Origin of the sequence: Vibrio ouci (genome assembly GCF_004551525.1) — a bacterium.
Classification (GTDB): Bacteria; Pseudomonadota; Gammaproteobacteria; order Enterobacterales; family Vibrionaceae; genus Vibrio; species Vibrio ouci.
Genome location: NZ_SATR01000003.1, coordinates 90,717 through 112,209, shown reverse-complemented (window position 1 = coordinate 112,209; position 21,493 = coordinate 90,717). Strand labels below are relative to the sequence as shown.

The 21,493-nt window shown below is 37.7% G+C and carries 18 protein-coding genes; 6 read left to right on the top strand and 12 right to left on the bottom strand.

Features of this window, described 5'->3' with window-relative positions; translation table 11 throughout:
- Positions 1-143 precede the first annotated feature (143 nt).
- The 4 genes from ELS82_RS03385 to ELS82_RS03370 all read right to left on the bottom strand — a co-directional run bounded on the left by ELS82_RS03385 (position 144) and on the right by ELS82_RS03370 (position 2,942).
- Positions 144-1,259 carry an LPS O-antigen chain length determinant protein WzzB gene (locus ELS82_RS03385; protein ID WP_134834236.1) on the bottom strand — a complete coding sequence of 372 codons (1,116 nt, stop codon included), beginning with the start codon at positions 1,257-1,259 and terminating at the stop codon, positions 144-146.
- Between the two features lie 109 nt (positions 1,260-1,368).
- Complete coding sequence (locus tag ELS82_RS03380; protein ID WP_134834235.1) at positions 1,369-1,704, bottom strand: DUF3135 domain-containing protein; 336 nt, start codon at positions 1,702-1,704, stop codon at positions 1,369-1,371.
- Positions 1,705-1,830: 126 nt separating this feature from the next.
- Positions 1,831-2,451, bottom strand: coding sequence for a helix-turn-helix transcriptional regulator (locus ELS82_RS03375; protein WP_134834234.1), 621 nt, complete (start codon positions 2,449-2,451; stop codon positions 1,831-1,833).
- A 65-nt stretch (positions 2,452-2,516) separates the two neighbouring features.
- Positions 2,517-2,942 carry a GNAT family N-acetyltransferase gene (locus ELS82_RS03370; protein WP_134834309.1) on the bottom strand — a complete coding sequence of 142 codons (426 nt, stop codon included), beginning with the start codon at positions 2,940-2,942 and terminating at the stop codon, positions 2,517-2,519.
- Between the two features lie 67 nt (positions 2,943-3,009).
- On the opposite strand from ELS82_RS03370, the gene murB reads away from it, so the two are divergent.
- The 6 genes from murB to ELS82_RS26250 all read left to right on the top strand — a co-directional run bounded on the left by murB (position 3,010) and on the right by ELS82_RS26250 (position 9,512).
- Positions 3,010-4,056, top strand: coding sequence for a UDP-N-acetylmuramate dehydrogenase (gene murB / locus ELS82_RS03365; RefSeq protein WP_134834233.1), 1,047 nt, complete (start codon positions 3,010-3,012; stop codon positions 4,054-4,056).
- On the top strand, positions 4,053-5,024 hold the full coding sequence (birA, locus tag ELS82_RS03360) for a bifunctional biotin--[acetyl-CoA-carboxylase] ligase/biotin operon repressor BirA (protein ID WP_134834232.1): 972 nt from the start codon (positions 4,053-4,055) through the stop codon (positions 5,022-5,024). Before murB ends, birA begins: the two co-directional genes overlap by 4 nt.
- Positions 5,025-5,093: 69 nt before the next feature.
- Positions 5,094-6,434, top strand: a complete 1,341-nt coding sequence (pssA, locus tag ELS82_RS03355) for a CDP-diacylglycerol--serine O-phosphatidyltransferase (RefSeq protein WP_134834231.1) — start codon at positions 5,094-5,096, stop codon at positions 6,432-6,434.
- A 51-nt stretch (positions 6,435-6,485) separates the two neighbouring features.
- The gene (locus tag ELS82_RS03350; RefSeq protein ID WP_244230747.1) at positions 6,486-7,721 is read left to right on the top strand and encodes a sugar transferase; all 1,236 of its coding nucleotides are present in this window, start codon (positions 6,486-6,488) and stop codon (positions 7,719-7,721) included.
- A 13-nt stretch (positions 7,722-7,734) separates the two neighbouring features.
- Positions 7,735-8,838, top strand: coding sequence for a glycosyltransferase family 4 protein (locus ELS82_RS03345; RefSeq protein ID WP_134834229.1), 1,104 nt, complete (start codon positions 7,735-7,737; stop codon positions 8,836-8,838).
- A 500-nt stretch (positions 8,839-9,338) separates the two neighbouring features.
- Positions 9,339-9,512, top strand: coding sequence for a hypothetical protein (locus ELS82_RS26250; protein ID WP_167489212.1), 174 nt, complete (start codon positions 9,339-9,341; stop codon positions 9,510-9,512).
- Positions 9,513-10,220: 708 nt separating this feature from the next.
- Here the strand turns inward: ELS82_RS26250 and ELS82_RS03340 are convergent.
- The 8 genes from ELS82_RS03340 to ELS82_RS03305 form a co-directional block, all read right to left on the bottom strand.
- Entirely contained in the window at positions 10,221-11,363 is a 1,143-nt protein-coding gene (locus ELS82_RS03340; RefSeq protein ID WP_167489210.1) for an acyltransferase family protein, read from the bottom strand.
- 1,112 nt (positions 11,364-12,475) lie between these two features.
- Positions 12,476-13,249, bottom strand: coding sequence for a glycosyltransferase family 2 protein (locus ELS82_RS03335; protein WP_134834227.1), 774 nt, complete (start codon positions 13,247-13,249; stop codon positions 12,476-12,478).
- Between the two features lie 1,017 nt (positions 13,250-14,266).
- On the bottom strand, positions 14,267-15,688 hold the full coding sequence (locus ELS82_RS03330; protein WP_134834226.1) for a polysaccharide biosynthesis protein: 1,422 nt from the start codon (positions 15,686-15,688) through the stop codon (positions 14,267-14,269).
- Positions 15,681-16,610 carry a glycosyltransferase family 10 domain-containing protein gene (locus ELS82_RS03325; RefSeq protein WP_134834225.1) on the bottom strand — a complete coding sequence of 310 codons (930 nt, stop codon included), beginning with the start codon at positions 16,608-16,610 and terminating at the stop codon, positions 15,681-15,683. The genes ELS82_RS03330 and ELS82_RS03325 overlap by 8 nt, the downstream gene beginning before the upstream one ends.
- Positions 16,611-16,751: 141 nt before the next feature.
- Positions 16,752-17,747 (bottom strand): CgeB family protein, encoded by a 996-nt coding sequence (locus ELS82_RS03320; RefSeq protein ID WP_134834224.1) that lies wholly within the window; start codon positions 17,745-17,747, stop codon positions 16,752-16,754.
- Positions 17,744-18,775 (bottom strand): glycosyltransferase, encoded by a 1,032-nt coding sequence (locus ELS82_RS03315; protein ID WP_134834223.1) that lies wholly within the window; start codon positions 18,773-18,775, stop codon positions 17,744-17,746. Before ELS82_RS03315 ends, ELS82_RS03320 begins: the two co-directional genes overlap by 4 nt.
- The gene (locus ELS82_RS03310; protein ID WP_134834222.1) at positions 18,772-19,767 is read right to left on the bottom strand and encodes an NAD-dependent epimerase/dehydratase family protein; all 996 of its coding nucleotides are present in this window, start codon (positions 19,765-19,767) and stop codon (positions 18,772-18,774) included. The genes ELS82_RS03315 and ELS82_RS03310 overlap by 4 nt, the downstream gene beginning before the upstream one ends.
- On the bottom strand, positions 19,767-21,485 hold the full coding sequence (locus ELS82_RS03305) for a thiamine pyrophosphate-binding protein (protein ID WP_134834221.1): 1,719 nt from the start codon (positions 21,483-21,485) through the stop codon (positions 19,767-19,769). Before ELS82_RS03305 ends, ELS82_RS03310 begins: the two co-directional genes overlap by 1 nt.
- Positions 21,486-21,493: the final 8 nt, after the last annotated feature.

Here is a 21,493-nt window from a genome sequence, read left to right as displayed (position 1 = left end):
TTAAGTAAACCCAAGGGGGAATAGGATTTTTTTTGTGATCAAGTTCAGAGATGCAGTATTTGAACTTTTCTAACTCAAAAACTAAAAATGCCCCACTAACCGTAACGTAAGTGAAGCATTTCATTTAGATGAGTGTAACTCTTTTAATCTTCTTCACGACGAAAAGCGAAGCGTATTAAAACAATTGCTACACCTAGCATCCCACCCAAAAGTGTTCCTAGCACTGCAATCAGTGCACGCTTAGGCTTATCGCGAGTAATTGGCTGTTCAACATTTTCCAAGAAACGGAAAGTTTGGAACTGAATCGAACGATCGATTTCGAGGTTCTTCAGCATTTCCAATTTTGCGTCGATCTGCTGGAGGCGTGGCTCTACTACACTTAAGCTCTCAATAGACTCTAAAGCCTTCACCTTAGCAGCTAACGCCTTAGTACCTAAATCAATACCGAAGATTTCTTTATCGCTATTGGTTTGAATTGGTTGGGTGACGTTTGCTGCCCGGGCAATCTCAAGTGCATATTTAGCACGCTCAGCCTCTACCTTTAATTTATTTGCAGCTTGAGTCTCAAGAATCCGCTTTTGTTGGATAAGTTCATTGCGCTTGGCATCGACAATAGCTTGTAAGTTATTCAATGCATCTTGATGAGTCTCTCGCTTGATAACTGCTAGATATTCATTTAAAAGTGCATAACTGCTCTCTTTTGAAACTGATTGAAACGAAACGTCAAACGGAGAATTAGCTCCATTGCCATTTTTCTTCGCCTCTATTTTGCTAAACCATGAAGCATATAAGGCTCTGGCTAAGTCAGCATCAAGTTGTACCTTAAATTGCTTAAACTCTTCACTCGAATCTAAGAAAGATCGCTTATTATCACTGGAATTAAATGCGTCGACAAAGCGCTGAAACAATACCTTTGTGTCAACCAAATCATCAAGTTCATTACTAACTAGTACTGTGCCATCTTCTTGATAAATATCAAAAACCGGCTGATACTGCTTAACCTGTTGTTGGTAAGCTGACATATCTTGCAACTGCGCCTGAGACACCTTGGCTTTGGATGACCACCACTCTTGCGAATTTAATGCGAACAATATTGCGCCAACAGCAAACAAAACCGTTGTTGCTATAATGATAAATTTGCCATCCCAAAGGGCTTTAAACAGCTCTCTAAGATCAATTTCATCATTGTTTTGAAAAGAAGGGGGAATTTGAGGTGAATATTGCTGATTAGCAATAGGTGCTTGGTTTTGCCCGCTCACTGGTAATCCTTTAATTAGTCACAGCACCCAAAATGGCGCTAAATTTATACTAACTAGAGTTTATCATAGCGAAAATGATGAGCACAGCCTGAGCAAAAATCTTTATTCATTACCTCCACTCATCCAACGAGATAACATCAGCTAACGGCTGTTTGTCTGATTCAGCAACATCGCCATCTAATACATCTTGAAATTTCGTCATTTGAGAAACCAGTTCACGCATTAAGACCATATTAGCGTGGTTAGGGTTTTTGCACGTACTGACAACGCGATCGATATGGCTTTGCTGCGCCCACAATCTCTCTTGCATCTCTTCAGAAGCTGAAAGGATCATCTCTTCACACATGTCTTGCTTGAGTTGAGAAAAGGCATCTGGATTATTTTGTGCAAGCTCCATCAACTCATCAAAAGAAGGTAATGTTTGATTGATTAATGGTGTTCTCATAATGCCTCCTAATACACTGATTGAAGTATCAGCAACTCATTTAAGGATAGGTGATCATGAAAACAATGGAAGATGGGATTATTCTGAGTCTCAAAAGTAAGAACACCTAAGGAGGTGTAAGTTTAATCAGTCTTCAAGCGAAATTCGGTAAGCACAGCGCCTTTCACCTTGAACAATATGCTCTGTTCGTTCTATCAAGCAGTCAGCACCAAGTAGCTTGTTAAAGACATTTAGCTCAGACTGACAAAGAGACGGGCAACGCGTCGCAGCTTTACAGATAGGGCAGTGGTTTTCAATCATAGTGTATCCAGACTCCGTCTTCTCCAACTCAGCCATATAGCCTTCTTGCTGGCGCAACTCAACTAGCTTTAGTAAACGCTCTTCCAGTTCAGAATATTCGCTTAGCTGATTTAGGTAATTATGAAAGGTTTGCTTCTCCCTTTCATCGGCGACCTTTTGTAGCCCCTCTTTACCAAACAAGCTCTCTACCGCATCTATGACTTGAATCGTGAGTTCACCGTGACGATCAGAAAATTCTTTGTGCCCTTCAGAAGTAAGAGACCAATGTCTGGTTGGCCGGCCAACTTTTATTTTACGATCTTCAAAGGTAAGCACACCTTGAGACTCAAGAGCTTGCAGGTGCTGGCGAGCCCCCATCGTCGTCATAGATAACTCTTGTGCCAATTGTTTTACCGTAACCGCACCATTGGTTTTGATTAACTGTAAAATTTTATCCGTGCTTTTCATATTTACTTCCTCAATCACTAAGTAATTATGAGGGAAGCCATTTATAAAGCAAACGCTTTACATGCCTAGGGTGACTCTGCCACAAGGTACATCATTGGTACTAGCGTTTTAGTACGAGTATAGCGATCGTATAAACCTTTCAACGAGTTAGGCAACTCCTGGCAATCAATCGTCTTAAAACCATGCTGTGCATAAAAGCCTTCAAGGTGCTGATAGGCAAAGCAATAATCGCCCTCAGATAGCACGTAATGCAAACAATGGCACATCAGTTCATGTCCGAGCCCTTGCCCCCTAAAATCAGGGACAACAAGCATCCCCGTTAGCAATCGATATTGTTCAATAGTTCGAAAGCGGACAACCGCTGCCATTTGGTTTTCCATGTAACCAACCAAAGTTAGCTCATCCTTTTTCGCCTTGCCGGATGGATAAAAGGATTTATATAGCCTCGCGACTAAAGGTAACTTCATCGGGTCCAGTTGCTCAATCTGCATTGCGCTCATTATCACCAATCTCGATTTGAGGTAGAATGAGCGCAGTTTAGATTACTCGATAAAACCAATGCAAATTACAGCTAACGCCGACCTACGTCCTTATCATACTTTTTCTATTTCTCAGCAGTGTGCCTTTCTTGTTGAGGTCAACTCGATAGATGAGCTAAAACAGGTTTACCTGAATGCGGAATGGAGCGATTTACCTAAGCTCGTGCTGGGTAAAGGCAGCAATATGCTCTTTACTGAAAAGTACCAGGGTATGGTGATCATCAATTCATTACTTGGCAAAGAAGTCACTGAATCTGACACTCACTGGCATTTGCATATATCTGGAGGTGAAGATTGGCCTTCTCTTGTCCAGTGGACGGTTGAAAATGGTTATCCAGGTTTAGAAAACTTAGCTCTTATTCCGGGTTGTGCCGGCAGTGCACCGATCCAGAACATTGGTGCTTATGGTGTTGAGCTAAAAGATATTTGTGAGTATGTAGACGTTCTCTGCTTGGAAAGCCTTACAGTTAAGCGACTGAGCGCAGCGGAGTGTCAATTTGGTTACCGCGACTCTATTTTTAAACACCAGTTATATCAAAAGGCTGTGATCATTGCGGTTGGCCTTAAACTCGCTAAAGATTGGCAACCAAATATCGAGTATGGGCCTCTTAGATCTTTGGCTTCAACAGATCTTACCGCCCAACAGATATTTGATCGCGTATGCCAAATCCGTATGGAGAAACTCCCAGACCCAGCTGTAACAGGCAATGCCGGTAGTTTCTTCAAAAACCCGGTCATTTCTCAAGACCACTTTGAACAATTAAAGAAGCAATTTCCCGATATTGTTGCCTACCCTACTGATAACGGAATGAAAGTCGCCGCAGGCTGGTTGATCGATCAATGTCAGCTAAAAGGCACGTCAGTTGGTGGCGCTCAAATCCACCCAATGCAAGCGCTAGTGCTGATCAACCAGAACCACGCAACAGCGGAAGACATCATTCAACTAGCCGCTAAGGTTCGAACTACGGTGCTAAATCGCTATCAAATACAGCTTGAACATGAAGTTCGCTTTATGGGCGCGAAACAAGAAACCTACTTACAAGACATCTTGGAGAAGCAGTCATGAAGGACCACTCTGCAAAATTATCGATATTAAAAACTCTTTCCCAAGGTGGCTTTCACTCAGGAGAAGAGCTTGGTGATCAACTTGGTGTTTCTCGTGCTGCCGTGAGTAAACATATCAAAGGCATTCAAGAGTGGGGCGTCGATATCTTTCGCGTACAGGGCAAAGGCTACCAACTTGCGAAACCCATGCAGTTACTTGACCAAGAAGTATTAAACCAAGCTCTAACGACACCCGTAGAGCTTATTCCTATTATTGATTCGACCAATCAATACTTACTTGAGCGCACGGACAGCTTAGAGTCAGGCTCAGTATGTTTAGCTGAATACCAGGCGAAAGGACGCGGACGTCGTGGCCGAGAGTGGGTTTCCCCATTTGGCTCTAATCTATACCTATCGATGTTTTGGCGCTTAGATGCGGGCATGGCAGCGGCGATGGGGCTAAGCTTAGTGGTTGGCGTTGCCATCGTTGAAGCGCTAGAAGAAATTGGTTTAGAGGGCGTAAAGCTTAAGTGGCCTAATGATCTCTATTATCAAGATAAAAAGCTCGCCGGCATTTTAGTTGAGATGTCTGGTCAAGCAGGAGCTGCGGCAAACCTTGTTATCGGCATGGGTATGAACCTGATGATGTCTGATAAAACGGAAGGGATTACTCAGCCGTGGTCAAGCCTGTCTGAAGTGGCTGAGAGTCAGAATATCGACCGCAACCAGCTGGCTATCACCATGATTAAAACCTTGAATAAGTCGCTCGCTGATTATGAACTTCAAGGAATGTCAGGCTTTGTTGAAAGATGGAATCGACTTGATAACTTCTTAGGACGCCCGATTAAACTTATCATGGGGCCAAGAGAGATTTCGGGCATTTCAAAGGGTATCAATGAACAAGGCGCGGTACTTTTAGAGACCGAACAAGGAATCGAAAGCTATATTGGCGGCGAGATTAGCCTACGACCTTCAAGTAGCGAGTCTTAGGTCACTCGCAACTTTTTCGTTCTTTTGCTAATATCCCTGTCCACTTTAAGTAAAGGTTACCCATCCAACATGATGACTCATAGGAATTTATTCGAACAACTTCCTACTTTGGCGCAAGATCCCGCTCATTTCGAGACTTTATACGCAGCCAAAGACTTTCGAACTCGCTTAATTGAAGCGATTCGTCAGGCAAGTAAACGAATCTACCTTGTGGCTCTTTACTTAGAAGATGATGAGGCTGGTCGAGAAGTCTTGACCGAGCTTTATCAAGCCAAACAGCGCAATCCAGGCCTAGATATTAATGTCTGTGTCGACTGGCACCGTGCCCAACGTGGTTTAATTGGTGCTGAGCCTGGCGAAACCAATGCAGCAATGTATAAGTCATTTGCCGAGAACTACGAACATAAGATCCCTGTCTACGGAATTCCTGTTCGTGGCCGCGAAGTATTTGGTGTACTTCACCTCAAAGGATTTATTGTTGATGATCAGGTGATCTACAGTGGCGCAAGCTTAAATAACATTTACCTCAACTATAAAGATCGTTACCGCTTTGATCGCTACCATATGCTAAGCAATAAAGCACTGGCAGACAGTATGGTCGAATTCATTCAGTCTGAGATGATTGAGCACCCTGCGGTAAATGACTTAGCGTGCCCAAGCAAACCTGAAACCAAAGAGATCAAAGCTCAAATTCGCCAGCTACGAGCATCGTTAGCAAAATCGAATTACCAATTTGAGTCTCAAGAAGTTTCTGCTGAACAAGTCGCTGTCACTCCTATCGTGGGTGTCGGTAAAAAGCGTAACAAGCTAAACCAAGGTATCAACCAGCTTCTTGCCCAAGCAAAAGATGAGATTTTCATCTGTACGCCTTACTTTAACTTCCCACGCAGCGTGGCAAAAGAAGTGAAGAAGGCAATCAAACGTGGCGTAAAAGTCACGATTGTTGTTGGTGATAAGACGGCTAATGACTTCTATATCTCACCAGAAGAAGATTTCCGCACTATTGGTGGCTTACCTTACTTGTATGAACGTAACTTACGCCAATTTGCTAAAGCGAACGAAGCGAATATTGCCAGCCGCAAGCTATCTATCCACCTTTGGAAGCACGAAGAAAACAGCTTCCACTTAAAAGGCATTTGGGTCGATAAGCGTTATATGCTGATTACCGGTAATAACCTTAACCCTCGTGCTTGGAAATTGGATTTAGAAAACGCAATCTTCATTCAAGATAACTATCATCATCTAACACCTCAGTTTGAGAAAGAGGTGGAGAATATTCTTCAGCACACCGACCTAATCTGCACATACAGACAGTTAGAGAAGTTTGAAGACTACCCAGATGCGGTCCAGAAGCTAATGCGTAAGATTACCCGTGTGAAGGCGGATCGGGTTTTGAAGCAGATTTTGTAATCTTCAAGTTTACGTAAATTCATAACAGTTATACAACAGAAAGCAATTACAGTGAAAAAACATATTTTATCCAACTCAGTAATCATTCATGGTTTAGGTATAGCATTAATATTTTGCTACCTACTGATAGTATCTGGTGGAGAGCTTTCAACTCTGCCTGATACTATCAAGTATAGTGTATTTAGCGTTTTAATTGCTTATACCGCTGCAGCTAGCACTCTCCCACAAATAAGTAAGTACCTACTAGTTGAAAGAAAATACTACATATTACCTGTTCTTTTGACGATGTTTGCTATTTTATCTGGAATTATTGCATTAACTAGACTGGAATATTCTCGGTCAATTCTAATTCACGGTTTCGGAATAAGTTTTGCCTGGCTATATATAAGCAGTCTAATGAGAAAAAATTATAAGAAACTCAAGCTTTCTGCATTAGAAAACTTTGACTTATCGATATTTGAGAGCCACCAGAATATTGACGTCAGCCCTTTAGGGCCGAAAAGAGACATAGCCTCAATTCAATCGGGGCTTGTTGTAGACTTACATAAAGAACTTAGCCCAGAGGACTCTAAGTTTGTGGCTGACTGCAGTATTAATAACATATCTGTATTTCACTCAGAAAGTATTAGAGAGATGATCGAGGGCAAAGTGCAAACTTCACACTTATCTGAAAATGGAATTGGAACCCTCAGCCCTAACCCTATTTACTTCAACCTGAAGCGTGTCTGGGAATCTGTATTGATAGTCACCACTTTCCCTATAACACTTCCAATAATGGCTATAACGGCCCTACTGATAAAAATTGAAAACCCTGGCCCTGCTATGTTTATACAAGAAAGGGTTGGTCAATCGGGCAAAACATTTCGGATTTTCAAATTTAGAAGTATGACTGTGAAAAAGGTAGGTGACAAAGACAAGTTTGCTACTGAAGAGCAAGCCAGAATTACGAAAGTAGGCAAAATAATAAGGAAAGTGAGAATTGATGAGCTTCCTCAGTTCTTCAATGTACTCAAAGGCGAAATGTCGCTGATCGGGCCGCGACCAGAACAAGAAAGTTTTGTTAAGCAATTTGAAACTGAAATCCCTTTCTATGGTTACCGCCATATGGTGAAACCAGGAATTACGGGTTGGGCTCAAACTGTTCAGGGTTATGCAGATGATACTGACTCTACAAGAGAAAAATTAGCTCATGACCTTTACTATATTAAGCACCTATCATTCTGGTTAGACATGAACATAGTGTTAAAAACTATACGAACAATGTTAACAGGCTTTGGCGCGAAATAAAAAGGTTTAACAAGTGAAAATAATATATGTAATAACGAAAGCCTCCGAAATTGGTGGAGCACAGATTCATGTTAGAGATCTTAGTATACTATCTAAAAATCAAGGACACGACATACTCGTTATAACGGGAGAAAAAGGAGCTTTAGTCGACCAATTAGAAACAAGCGGTGTCAAAACTAAAGTGGTTCCTAGTCTAGTAAGAGGAATAAACCCTCTTTGTGACATATTATGTGTAATACAATTATGCAAAGAGTACTATATGTTTAAACCAGACATAATTGGCTTGCATTCATCTAAAGCTGGAATACTAGGTAGGTTAGCAGCGAAAATTACTGGATTCCCGGCTATATTTACTGCTCACGGTTGGTCATTCGCAGAAGGAATATCACCAAAAAAGAGGAAAATATATATCTTAATAGAGCGTATTTTTTCCAAGTTAGCGATAAAAATAATCACTGTATCCAAGCAAGACAAAGATTTAGCGATAAAAAATCGTGTATCTACAGATGAACATCAAGTCGTAATTTATAATGGTGTAGGCCCTAGCTTGCCAACCCAAAAGACTAATGAAGAAAGCAAGACAGTTAAGTTGATAATGGTTGCTAGATTTAACAAACAAAAAGACCATTCGACATTAATCAACTCATTGGAGCGACTGGCGCATTTGGATTGGAGATTAGATTTGGTAGGAGGCGGGCCCTTACTAAACAAAATCCGAAAGCTCGTAGATGAAAGCTCTGTAAAAAATAAAATCAACATACTTGGAGAGCGGAACGACGTTGACGAACTCTTGAGCAGCTCCCATATATTTCTTTTAATCAGCAACTGGGAAGGTTATCCGCTATCGATTTTGGAAGCCATGAGCTCCGGTCTACCAGTTATATGCTCGAATGTTGGGGGGGTTAATGAGGCCGTAAAAGATGGGTTTAATGGCTTCCTAATTGAAAGGCAAGATAGTGTAATGCTATCCGAAAAAATTGAGAAGCTTATATGTAATTCAGAGCTTAGAAAGGCGATTGGTAAAAACAACTATAATGACTATATTCAAAAACATAGTTTAGAAACGATGCATAGTAAAACTTTAGAAGTATACAAAACCGTATTAGAACCAAGATAGATTATACTTACATTTATTATAGTGACACACTGAATTTTTACACCCAATAATAGGCAGATACCACTCTTAACATAAAAATGGAACTATACGGACATACTTTCATTACCTTAATGTAAAGCACTGCAGTTAACTTTTGTATTGAAGAATGAAGGAACCCAAGCAATAGAAGGGGCGACTGCTCAACCCTCACCAATGGCATAAAAAACGAGCGTAAAGGAATTTTACGACTATTGATAAGCATAATGTACACTAATTCAAACCTGATCTGACCGTACCCCGAGTTTAATGCCACCGCCGCTATTAAGTTCCCTATGTTTACGTTGCACGATTAATTGGCATAATCGACTATCGACATATAATTTATAGTTCTATGCGGTCGAATCTAGTTGTTGTGGTTTCTCCATTAATCAATTTGATAACTTGCTTCCTCGCGAGCTAGGAGTTTTGTGGCATAGTGAATTTGGCCACCTAGTTACACCTCGTACATAACGCGTAGAACTATGACAATAGCGCACGAGAAGAGCTTTAATCCAGAACTTAAAGCTGCGCAACTGCTTACTGACAATGGTTATTCAGTGGTCAAAGCAGCTAAAGCTATGAATGGTTTGAACAAGTGGATCAGACACAACAATCCACCGGTCGACATTGATTCGATCTGGTTGATACATCCATGAGCAACCGAGGGACTCATCATGCTTCACCAGTGACACTAGAGTAGATTCAGATACGAGAACTGAAAAAGAAACCTGCACTTCGTGAATAACAAGATGAAATATTGAAAAAGCTATAGACCCCTTGATATGGGAGTCATTGAACGGCTCTCGATAATAAAGAAGCTCGGGCAGAGCTTTTTATAATATGTGTTTAGTGTCCACCTCAGCAGTTAAAAATACTGGTATTGTCGCCCCATGTGTGAATCCCCCCTGATTTGGGGAAACTAAAAAGTCTCAATAAAGAAGCTCATAAAGCAAGCAACGGCTCTATTGCCGACATCGTGACGTCCAAACTGTAAACCAACGCGCTATCAAGTTTCTAAAATAAATAAACGACTTTACCAAACGAAGAAGCCTCTTTATAGAAAAGCATCACAAGAGCACGTAGAGATCCCAAACAATCTGTCTCGACAATCGACCGTCACTGTACCTAACCCAGTCTGCGTAGGTATATGAAGAAGTATGCCTGCACACATATCTTGCTGTTGTCATCTTTCCGTTTGCAAGGAGGCCAATTAGTCGGGTGATGCTAGGGGAAAGGGCTCCCCTTTACTTGCATACCTCCCAAAAGGTGAACATTTTGAGTGATTCAGTATATTTTTAGTTGAATAGATAATTCTAATGCGATGGCATAAAGTCAATATTGTTTATAAGAAGGTTATTATATACTCAATGGGTCATGCTTCTATTAATAGCGCTCTTAGCTTTCTGATATAAAAACTGTTCAAAAAAATAGTACCACACAACTGAAACAACTATTGTTATAAAGAGATTAGAGAAAAAAACGACTGTTTGATTTTCAAAGTAAAAAAGCTTATAGGAAATTTCCGAAGCGATAATAATGTAATGTATCAAGTAGAATGAAAAGCTAATAGCGCCTAAAAACAATGCGACCTTGCTTGTAAATACTACTGAAAACTTCCCAGCATCTCTCGTAGTTACTATAAGAGTAGCCGTTATTAAAGAAACAAACAACTCGTTTAAAAAATGAACTTCGGACCAATCCAAGTGTAGGTATTTACTTACAAGACCTCCAGAATTTAACCATATCAAACCGAAAATTAAAACTATTGATACGATTATACCCAAATCTGAAATAATGTTTTCTAAATGACTTGAGATCACTAGAGTCATTTTTTTTCTGAGATAGAAAGCCCCCCCCCCAAGGATAAACATCCATCCGTAAATAAATGGCATCCAATAAACCGCCAATCTATCTAGAGTTCCAATATAACCAAGAGGACCCAGAGTAACTGCAATAATCAACCAAATAACGAACCAAAACATAATACTCAAAGGTCCTTGCTTTAAATGTCCTCTTGTTAGTAAAATCCCTATCAAAAAATAAAAGAAGACTTCGATATGTAATGTCCATTCGACGCCAATAATAGTATTTGCATATTTCAAATCAAAAGATGCAAGATATGTAATATGCATCAATAAGTTATCTATAGACAGTGTTCCATTATTAAACTGATTAGCCCACCCATTAAATTGCTCACCACCTGAATTAATATATATATATATAAAAATCAAAACTGGAAAGTATGGGATTGAAATACGGAAAATTCTGATCAACAAAAACCTACGAAGAGAATATCCCTCTTTACTCAACTGGAAAAATATTGTAAAGCCACTTATTACAAAAAAAACTTGAACACCATACTTTCCAAAATCGACGAACGTATTCAGAAATTCACTAATATCTCGAAGACCACCTCCCCCGGAATGTATAACAAAAACAAGAAAAACTGCAATCGCTCTCAAGCCTGTAATAAAATCAGTTCCTTCGTAATGTCTATCTAATTGCATACTCATATCTCTAATATAACACTTATTAGCCCGAGAGTAAGTTTTTTACTAACGGCATGCCGAAAAACAGCACTCCTTTGAGTGGATGAAGCATAGCAGATAAAACAATTAATTGACATCTGCTACTACAACTATTGCTTATGTGGAACTACATGTTTAATTATAGCGACAGAACTGTATCATTGAACATTGTGTTGTGGCAGAACCTATTTTGGAGCTATATTTTATTTTTTAAGAGCCAGATCACGAAAACAGATGAAGTTATGACAAAGTGTACTAGAAAAGCCTTATTCCACAATTCGAACTTGAAAGCTCAATTGTGTGTTAATTAAGATAACTGACTTAATCAGTCTTATTAACCTCAGAACAGAAAAAGCTCACAAATTTAAAATGGTCCATCAAGCTAGAAGAACACAAAGAAATAATAAAAAGACTAAAGAATGACTTGTCGAAGAATTCTTGATAATCGAAAGACAAAATAGATAGAAAGCAATGAGAAACAATGTCGTATATTCAGTGTCCATCCTAGCATTTATCAGTAATAAAAAATCTCGACAAAAGCCGAAGAACAAATCAGAACACTTATTCGTGGAAACTCACATTGTGAGTTATTGTTCACCATGAGTGCATTATGGTATCAGTCTAAGTCGATACAGAACCGCTGAAATCATTAAAATATTAAGTTTAGATCGAGACACTACTTAGATTTGGGTTGCTCTCGACTTGTTTGCTCAAAGAACAGTGGTGTTCCGATGTTTTTCAGCCCGATAGACCATTGACGACCAAAGCATTAATAATCATGAAGAAAGCTTCCTAGGTATGTTACACAGTGGTAAAAGGAACGCACTACAGGAGTCGTGAGTATCTTTAAAAACCGTTGTAATTTTAAACTAAGCGAAGCTTGTCTCAGGCAAGATTTATCAAGATAATAATTCAATGGAGCAATTCTTTACAATATAGACTGAAGTCCGATCTAGTCGGATACGCTTTATGAATAAAGTCGTGAAATTTAGTCGAATTTAGTTAGACGCCAAACTTTTTAGATTAACAACTAGAATTAGGTGAGAAACATCGACAAAGGGAAATCATATTTCATCTCAACAATTAAACATCTAGTTAGAGAAAGACTTAATCTTACGCCTGTATACGATAAACAACCTACGTAAAAATTTAACTAAAGAATAAATACAGTAAAACGTTTTTTCGTATATTTTAGTCGAGTTATTCCATATAGTTTTAATCTCACCTAGCTCCATAGATAAGAGATCTGAACTCAAACCTCCTTCACCAAAAGAAAGCTTATCCAGATATACCAAGTCCTTATTTATATATCCAAACCGTGAACCATTCCTAATCAACCTAAGCCATAAATCGAAGTCCTCAGAATATTTCATTTCCTCATTAAATAATAAGAAAGCGCTACGATGCATAAGTACAGAGGGTGTCGATATAATGTTCGAGAGCATTATTTCACTTAAAGTCAGGATTCTATATCCGATAGTCTCCTTTACCCTGTGTAACTCTCCATCAAAATAAGAACAAGAAACAACCTCAAAGTCGAAGTAACGTAATAGTGCTATTTGCGCTTTTACCTTGTCAGAATGCCAATAATCATCAGCATCAAGAAAGGCAACAATACTTCCAACAGATTGTTTAAAACCTATATTACGAGAATAAGAAGGGCCTGAATTCTTTATATTTTTAATATACTTAACACGACAGTCTTTATAATCTAAAATAACATCTTTCGTATTATCTGTTGAACAATCATCTACACAGATGACCTCAAAGATAGGATATGATTGTCCAAAAATAGAATCAAGCGCTCTAACTACTGTTTCTTCAACATTATAGCAAGGAATTATAACAGATACGGACTCGGTCATTTCATCACCTTAGTTTTACCATATATTTCATTTGAGGATACTAGCAGGCAAAGAGGTAAAAAACCAATTAAATACCTAGGGTGTGGGAAAGGCACTATAGATATTAACAATATCATGTAAAATATTTTTTCTCTAGATATATATAGAATTCCTGGCTGCAAACTCCTCCTAAATAACTGCATATTAATCGTTGGTAAAAATATTGAAAATAGAATAACACAACCAAATAGATACTGTGAAATAACATTAAGGTCGAATCTCAAATACCTAAAAGGTATGATGGCCATTGATACGAGATTATTAATTACCCGATGTAAATAGCTTAAACTTTCTCCATTCGATATCTTGTTAGCAACTTGCACTATTCGGTTTAGGATGTGGATATCATCAAAGTAACTCAAAGAATACTGAGACATCAATATTAGTGGAACTATAATTAGTAATCGAACTGGTTGCTTAACGAAGAATAGAAATAGAAATAAAATCACTATCAAAGAAGAGCCTCTCCTTAGCAACTCTAAACAAATTAGTGGGACTATCAAAATAACTAATTTACTAAGACTAAAAGAAACTCGCATTCGAAAAGTGAAGTGAAAGATCGCCAATGTACTAGCAAAAAACCATAGATCCTTATTATAGATAAGAGTGTGATATGATAAAAAAACGAGGAGTGCAATCACAAACGTTATAGTTAAAGGGGTAAAGCGATAGCGACAAAAATAATACAATATAGCGACAGAAACCAGCCCATTACCCACGTAGTGTGGAACATAATAATATATCAATGTAGGAAGAACAATATCGCCATATATCAGTAAATCGAATATGGTATCAAACCTTGATACATAGTCTCTCCATACATTCAAGTGAATAGATAAAGTATTAGCATCAGGTGTAGAAGTGTAAACAGCATTTCCTAGAGTTAGATAGATAACTAAGACAAGGCTACTATATACACTAAATAAAAGAGCAAAACGATACAAATATCCTGTTTCGTTGTTCATTTACAACCTCGACTCACAATTTTACCTCTAGGTACTTAAAACTGAAAAAATAGGCTAGAAAAACACCAAGGATGTAAATCAAACCGCCAATGAAGCATAAAATCAAACTTGCTATAGATATGCTAGTTGGAATATTAAATAGGTTGAAAAAGATTATTGCCGGTAAAGTAAAAAGGTTAAACAATACAATGCCCTTTATTGGAATAGTGAATTTAAGGCTTCTTTTCATAAAAAAGTACATTGTAATAAGAACAATAAATCCAGAAGTTACCAGTAAGGTTTCTATACTAACCACACTGTAAAATTCATTGTTTAGGCTCATAGACAGAAATAAAAACACTGCGCCAAACGCATATGGAAACAAAAACTTAGAAGTCTTACGCTCAACTTGACTTACAATCGCAAATGCATTCGTCAAAACTCTACCTAACTCGATCCAAGCGCCATATATCGCAAAGTGATAAGCATCATAATACTGCTCTGCAATTATATATGGAAAAAAATATTCAATTGAGTGAGTCAAGAATAAGGCCAGCGAGACGTAAAGTGGTATGACTAGAGAAAAGTATGAATTAACCAGGTTAGTCCGAGATATTTCACAATCAACCTCCGACTTCTTAAATAATCCTGGGATAAAGTACTGAGTTAAAAGAGACTCGGCTATAGAAAAAACTTGACTCGATACAGAAAGTCCGACACCTAAAAAAGCTAGAAATTCTAATCCATAGACACCTTCAACTACCATCCTATAGCCTGAGTTTAAAAACCACATAAATATAGTGGCAATAGCAATAGGTAAACAAAACCTCCGCAGCTGAGCTAAATCAATACCTGCGTTAGATTGATTGTTAGTCAAAGTAGTTTTAAACCAAAGTGTAGCAATAATCGTTACAATTAAATTTCCGACAACTATACCAAGCAACCAAGAAAATGCCGTCGCTCCAAAAAAGGTAATGAAAATAAATGACATCAGCAACGAAAATATAGCTGTAATAAGACTAAAAGATACAAAAGCCCTACGATGACCAAGCATATTTAACAGGGGTACAATCGTTTGGTTGGAACTCTGACTTAAAACTAAGCACGAGGAAACAACCAATAAAGAGTACGACGGAAGATCGTAGCCCAATAACTTAGCAAAAAACAAAACAATAGTAGATAGAACAGATATTAAAGATATATAAACTACTTGCTTGATGTAGTTAGAATAAATTATATTATTATCATACCACTTCGATGCTTGCCTATTAAAAAACTGACCAACAGGACTAATAAGAAACAAAGTAAAAAAAGATTGTAATACAATGAGGTAGTAGACATACCCCATCTCTAGCTGTGGGAGAATTGTAGTAGAAACTCTCAAAGCCACTAATGTCAGAGCAACCTGTATTAACCTTCCAGCGAGGAGAATGATAAAATCCGATTTATTACTCAAAATCACTCTGAATATGTCCCACTATAGTGTCTCTGAAGCACTCACTGTTAAAAGGCAATGATCGTGCACTATATATATACTCTTCAATAGATGTTATATAAGATAGGTAAGTTTCTTTGGGCATATTAACTATAAATTGATACAATTCTTCGTAGCCACTAAAGTCTCTAAAATCCACATAGCATGATTTAGGAATGTGAGAAGAAATATTGGGAGCACCATAGTAAATAGGCACGCAGCCGGCAAAAAAACAGTCAAATATCTTTTCAGTAATATACCCTGGTATTTCCTTTGCGTTTTCAAAACAAATTGCAAACTTGTATTTTCTCAACACGCTATTCTTGTTTTCTACGGAACCACGATAACGTTCATGTTTTGAGACGAAAACTTTATAAAATGGTATTCTTTTTATTATATGATTAATGTATCTATTATTAAAGGAGGGTAGGTCCCATCCCATACCATAAAAATCAAATTCGCAAATTTTGGTATTCGCCTGGAACCAGTTAATAGCCTTAACTCTCTCTGAGTATAGTTCATACTTATGCTTAACCATCTTATTTCCCGAGATTAAAGTGCAAAGCTTCTTTTCTTCCCAAGAAACAATATTCCTTTCCCACTTTTCTTTGTCAGGAAACTTATGAGAAAAATTCAGCTTAAAATAGAGTACATTATCAACTAACTCATCGTTCCATGTAAAAACTCTGTCGAACTTTCTATGTAAGTCCCGGCTCCAACCAAACGGATTAATAACTTCACTTTCTTGCAAAATAAGATAATTAATTGGAGACTTTAGTTCTACCGGGCTATTTACATCGAAATGCAAGGATATCCTGGAGTTTTCCTCTGTGTTTATATCACACGTGGACAAGTCAAATCCCAAAGAGGCTAGCCCTTGTTTAAGTTGGTGAAACGATGACATACAATTATCTCTGTTCACCTTTAAATCTAGTGGATCGAAAATTGAGTTTTCACTGAATCCGGGAATCACTAACGATAAGTTATTGTTCAAAAAAACCTCTACAAAATCACGTAAAAATAGTTAAACTTTGTCAAATAAGAGCTATTTGATTTCATCTAGAATTGGGAGGATTCTATTGATATAAAAATGTTCTTTTATTGCTCGATTATAAGAAGCTGCCTTAATACGCTCCCGCTCCTCGTCGCACTCAAGGAAATAGTTAATCATATCAACAAGGTCATTAATGTCACTGTAGCAACAAATTTCATTCCCGATACTGAAATACCTTTCTAAGAAAGGTACATAATCCGTTAATTGGAATCCATTGAGTGCTGGTATTTCAAAGTTTCTCGCTTTTATCTGCGAAGACGTTTTAATACTACGAAGCTGTCTTAAAAATGAAAGTGGTTTCTTCCAAAAAAACCTTAAGTCATATGAACAGCTATTAGATATGTTCAAGTTAATTTTAGATTTCTTAAATATATTACTCATTTCATATGAAGATACAGGTCCATTTTTCCATCCTACACCGAAACATTCCACATGAAGGCCTAAGGACAATAAATGCTCAACAACCCATTCTCTGTATGGATTTTTACCCCCAATAAAGGATATATCATACTCGTAACTGACAACCTCATCACGGGCTTGTTCTTTAATTTCCAACGCAGCCCACTGGCTTAATATTAGGTTGTTCTTAACACCAATGTCTCCATACTTCTTAACTGAAAAAGGGTCAGTCGTAATACAGTAGGTGAAAGAGTTTGCTAGCTTCTTTGTAAAGTTATCGAAACGCCAATGATCATCACCAAAGAAATTCATTGTAATATATTTCTTGGAAAGCTCGCTAATCACTTTTCCACAAAACAAATCGTGAGACAATAGAAAGAAAATTAGATCAGGCTTTTCTTTATCGCAAAACTTTACGAGCTCCATATGCAGCTTTTCTCTGTCGCCTGACAGTTCATCATAAAAAAAAGGAAAAACCAAGTGACCCAATTGCTCGAAAGACGCAATAAAGCCATCGAGCGCTATCGTATTTAATCCAAGCTCTTTTTTCCCGTAATGATATTTGTAGTCGACGTAAACAATTTTCAACTTCTTACCTTAATAACTAATTTGAGTGCTAAGTATGTTATAGAAACTGGAAGCCACTGCAAAACAAAAAATTTCACAAATCTGATATCAGAAACACTAAGCAAATATTTCGCTTTAGAGCACCTTATAAATTCATGATATTTGGAATATATTGGTTGGTTACACCCTTTTTTTACCAAATAAAAAGCAAATCTAATATCATCTATAGCTAAAAGCCTATCAACTTTGAACTTGTAACTTATTGTATAACGTTCTTCACCATATTTTTCTAACAAGTAGCTACGGATGTGAGAGATCATAGGGCTCTCGCTTTTTCTATTAATATTAGTGTATACTGAACTTCCTTGTGCTTCATGGATTCTATATTTTACTAATTTTTTATTTATAACAGCCATGCTGTTGTTCTCTAGTATTCGAATCCACATATCCTGGTCTTCAATGAACTTGATACGTTCGTTGTAACCGCCAACTGTTTGATAAATATCTTTTCGAACAAGTGAACTAGGACAAAAAAAAGGATTTCTAAACTTGTCAAGTATATTAACTATATAGTCATCATGATTGAATATAGTCATCCATGAATTATTGACCTCAAATTGACATCCGCGTGTTGTATCATTTCCCTTTTCATCTATATACGAGTAATTTGTAAAACATCCTGCAACTTCTTTATTTTCAAGCAACAAAGAGACTTGATGTTCAACAATCCTATCGTGATAAATATCATCAGAATGATAGATTGCAACAAATTCTCCTTTGGCTTGTTTTATTAACTTGTTGCAATTCCCAGAATATCCCAAATTATTTTCATTCTTATAGTATATTATTTCTAGGCCACTTGTTTTTTTAAAATCATCTACCAAACGTTCAGTATCATCACTAGATGCATTATCACCAACAATAATTTCGATATTTTTATAAGTTTGCCTTGAAATAGACTCTAAGGTTTCAACTATATATTTGGCTGCATTGTAGGTAGGGATACAAATACTAACTAATGGCTGCAAAAGTTGTGACTTACAGTTCATTTATAAAACGCCTTTGTTTTATTTATTATTTGTTCAATATTGTAGTTCTCTTTTAAGTCTAGCTCTATCCTAGCTTTTTCTACTGAAGGTATATAACGATTTTTGTTGTTATCTTTTGCACCTAACACTTTTACCCTTGTAGTGCTAATCTTTTCAGCTAAGTCTTTTATACTAATAGAAGAAGATGATCCTACGTTATACATATCCCGATTTTTTCCAGAAGATAATATCCGTAACAACCATATAACCAGATCGGCACTATACATATAAGAACGAAGAGAGCTTCCATCACTTTTTATTACTGTGTCTCTCTTATTAACATGGTCGTTAATAAAGTTACCAAATGCGTATGTTCCATTCAATGGTAGATATGGACCAGCAAAAGAAAAGCACCTTGCAATAACGATGTCACAAGGAGAGTTGTATCTAAAGTATTTTTCGGACTCCCGCTTCGCTGAGGAATACGCATCTTCAAAGTCAAAATCAGGATTGTTTACAAAGCTCTCTGACATTTTATCCATGGTTTCAGGTTGCGGTCCATACACAGCGCCAGAACTTGTATATAAAATACGTTTACAATTAGATTTTTCAGCCAACTCACAGATTTTGATAGCTCCATCCATTATAGTACTGCGCATCAGTTCAGGATTTGACTTATTTAGCTCAGTTGAAACATCTGTCGCAGCATGAATAATTAAGTCATAGCTTCCTTTTATGTCGTGAACACTGCGTATGTCGCCCTGCAAAAATCTGAAGTTTTTATGATTAAATAGTCTGGGAAAATCTCTTTTAAATTTACTAGGAGATCTGGACAATATAGTTACTGATACATTCAAACTATGTACTTCATTTAGATAGATAAATGATTCAAGCAGCCATTTTCCGAAAAAACCGGTGCCTCCTGTAATAAACACCCTTTGTTCTCTATAAAACTCAAAGTCTGATGTTAACTTTTTCGCGATAAGTTTTAGATCTTCAATATCAACTGACATCAAAAGTCACCGAGAGGGTACTGCTTATCTATTGGGTTACCAAATGCAAGGCGAGGTCTACAATCTCTAGCATCAACCATCATTACTTCTATTAGTGTAGGTAAAGGATTTTCTATGAATATTTTGATTGCCTGATTAAACTCATCGATAGTGCTAACCAATACTGACTTCATTTGATATGCTTGACCTAGGTTACAGAAAGACGAGCTATAGCCTTGCCAGAAAGTAGATTGATTTCGCCCATCAAAATACATTTCCTGAAAAGCACGAACCATTCCAAGAGATTTATTATTCAATATAATAGTTAAGATAGGTAAGTTTTCGCGAGCAATGATATCAAGCTCTTGGATATTTAACTGAGCTCCACCATCACCTGATATCGAAACAACATTTTCTCCCGTAGCAAAGTGAACGCCGATAGAAGTTGGAATCGAAAACCCCATAGCTCCTAGACCGCCAGAATGATGTATCATTTGCCCTTTGTCCAGAAACAAACTATGAGCTATCCACATTTGATTATTACCAACATCTGTAACAAATTGAGTAGCTTTACCTTTAAATTGACTACGCAACGACGTACACAAGTTAAATGGACTAACATTTAGCTCTTCATATTCATCTTGAAATGAACGGGTAAAATGCTCCATTAACTCCATACTCCACGCACAATGTGCTTCACTTATTGAGTTTGATAAACTCAAGTGCGCTTGAAAAAATGACTCGCAAGTAGCATGAATATTTATATGCCCTTTAACACGATTGTTCAATTGTTCTTGATCTAGATCTATTTGAATAATTTTTGTCGCTTTTCTCCCAAAGTCATTAACGTCGGCACCTGTTTGCCTAACATCTAGTCGACTTCCTAGAACTATAATTAAGTCTGCATTTTGTACCGCATGATTCGCAGCTCTCGTTCCGTACGCACCAATCATACCTAAATAACTATCTAGAGCTATAGTCTTCTCACTGCCCTTTAGACTTGCAACATGAGGGATTTTAAGATGAGACACTAACTCCTGCCAATCAGGATAACTGGTTTCATTTACAGCACCTCCACCAATAATGAACAATGGTTTCTCAGCTTCTGAGAGCTCATCAAAGACTCTTGTTACTTGCAGGGAGACTTGCTCGGAAATAGGTGAAGTTGTCGCACTGCTTCCTTTAGCTTTAAGGAAATCAAGCATCTCTTCTTCAACTTCAGCTCTTTGTAAGTCCATAGGTATATCAATTAGAACAGGGCCTGGACGCCCTGTGATAGCTAAATCGATTGCTTTCTGTAACTCAGGTATGATTTCTTTTTCTGATTTTATCTGCACAGCGTATTTCGTAATGCTTTTAACGATACTTACAATATCAAGCTCTTGGAAACCTTGCTGGCGAATGTTGCGGTCCCCTTTTAACTCATGTGTATTAACTTGACCAGTTATAAAAATACAAGGGTAATTATCTAACCAACAATCAGCAATACCAGTCACCAAATTAGTTGCGCCAGGTCCACTAGTGCCGAGCGCTAAACCCAAACTTTTATTGCTAGTCGCTCGTGCAATACCACCAGCAGCAAAAGCAGCTGCTTGCTCATGATGAAGTGATATCAGCTTTGTTTCCCCTAGCACATTAATGCTGTCAACTAAATGTGCAATCATGCCACCTATAAGTTCAAAACCTACTGTAACATTATTTGCACTTAAGACTTTTGCTATAGCATCAGAAGCTTTCATCTATACAC

Excerpts from the sequence above, each read along its gene's own strand:
- birA (WP_134834232.1), top strand. The coding sequence starts at position 4,053 with ATGAAGGACCACTCTGCAAAATTATCGATATTAAAAACTCTTTCCCAA.
- murB (WP_134834233.1), top strand. The coding sequence starts at position 3,010 with ATGCAAATTACAGCTAACGCCGACCTACGTCCTTATCATACTTTTTCT.
- ELS82_RS03335 (WP_134834227.1), bottom strand. The coding sequence starts at position 13,249 with ATGACCGAGTCCGTATCTGTTATAATTCCTTGCTATAATGTTGAAGAA.
- pssA (WP_134834231.1), top strand. The coding sequence starts at position 5,094 with ATGATGACTCATAGGAATTTATTCGAACAACTTCCTACTTTGGCGCAA.
- ELS82_RS03380 (WP_134834235.1), bottom strand. The coding sequence starts at position 1,704 with ATGAGAACACCATTAATCAATCAAACATTACCTTCTTTTGATGAGTTG.
- ELS82_RS26250 (WP_167489212.1), top strand. The coding sequence starts at position 9,339 with ATGACAATAGCGCACGAGAAGAGCTTTAATCCAGAACTTAAAGCTGCG.
- ELS82_RS03370 (WP_134834309.1), bottom strand. The coding sequence starts at position 2,942 with ATGCAGATTGAGCAACTGGACCCGATGAAGTTACCTTTAGTCGCGAGG.
- ELS82_RS03340 (WP_167489210.1), bottom strand. The coding sequence starts at position 11,363 with ATGCAATTAGATAGACATTACGAAGGAACTGATTTTATTACAGGCTTG.
- ELS82_RS03310 (WP_134834222.1), bottom strand. The coding sequence starts at position 19,767 with ATGTCAGTTGATATTGAAGATCTAAAACTTATCGCGAAAAAGTTAACA.
- ELS82_RS03315 (WP_134834223.1), bottom strand. The coding sequence starts at position 18,775 with ATGAACTGTAAGTCACAACTTTTGCAGCCATTAGTTAGTATTTGTATC.
- ELS82_RS03325 (WP_134834225.1), bottom strand. The coding sequence starts at position 16,610 with ATGTCATCGTTTCACCAACTTAAACAAGGGCTAGCCTCTTTGGGATTT.
- ELS82_RS03375 (WP_134834234.1), bottom strand. The coding sequence starts at position 2,451 with ATGAAAAGCACGGATAAAATTTTACAGTTAATCAAAACCAATGGTGCG.
- ELS82_RS03305 (WP_134834221.1), bottom strand. The coding sequence starts at position 21,485 with ATGAAAGCTTCTGATGCTATAGCAAAAGTCTTAAGTGCAAATAATGTT.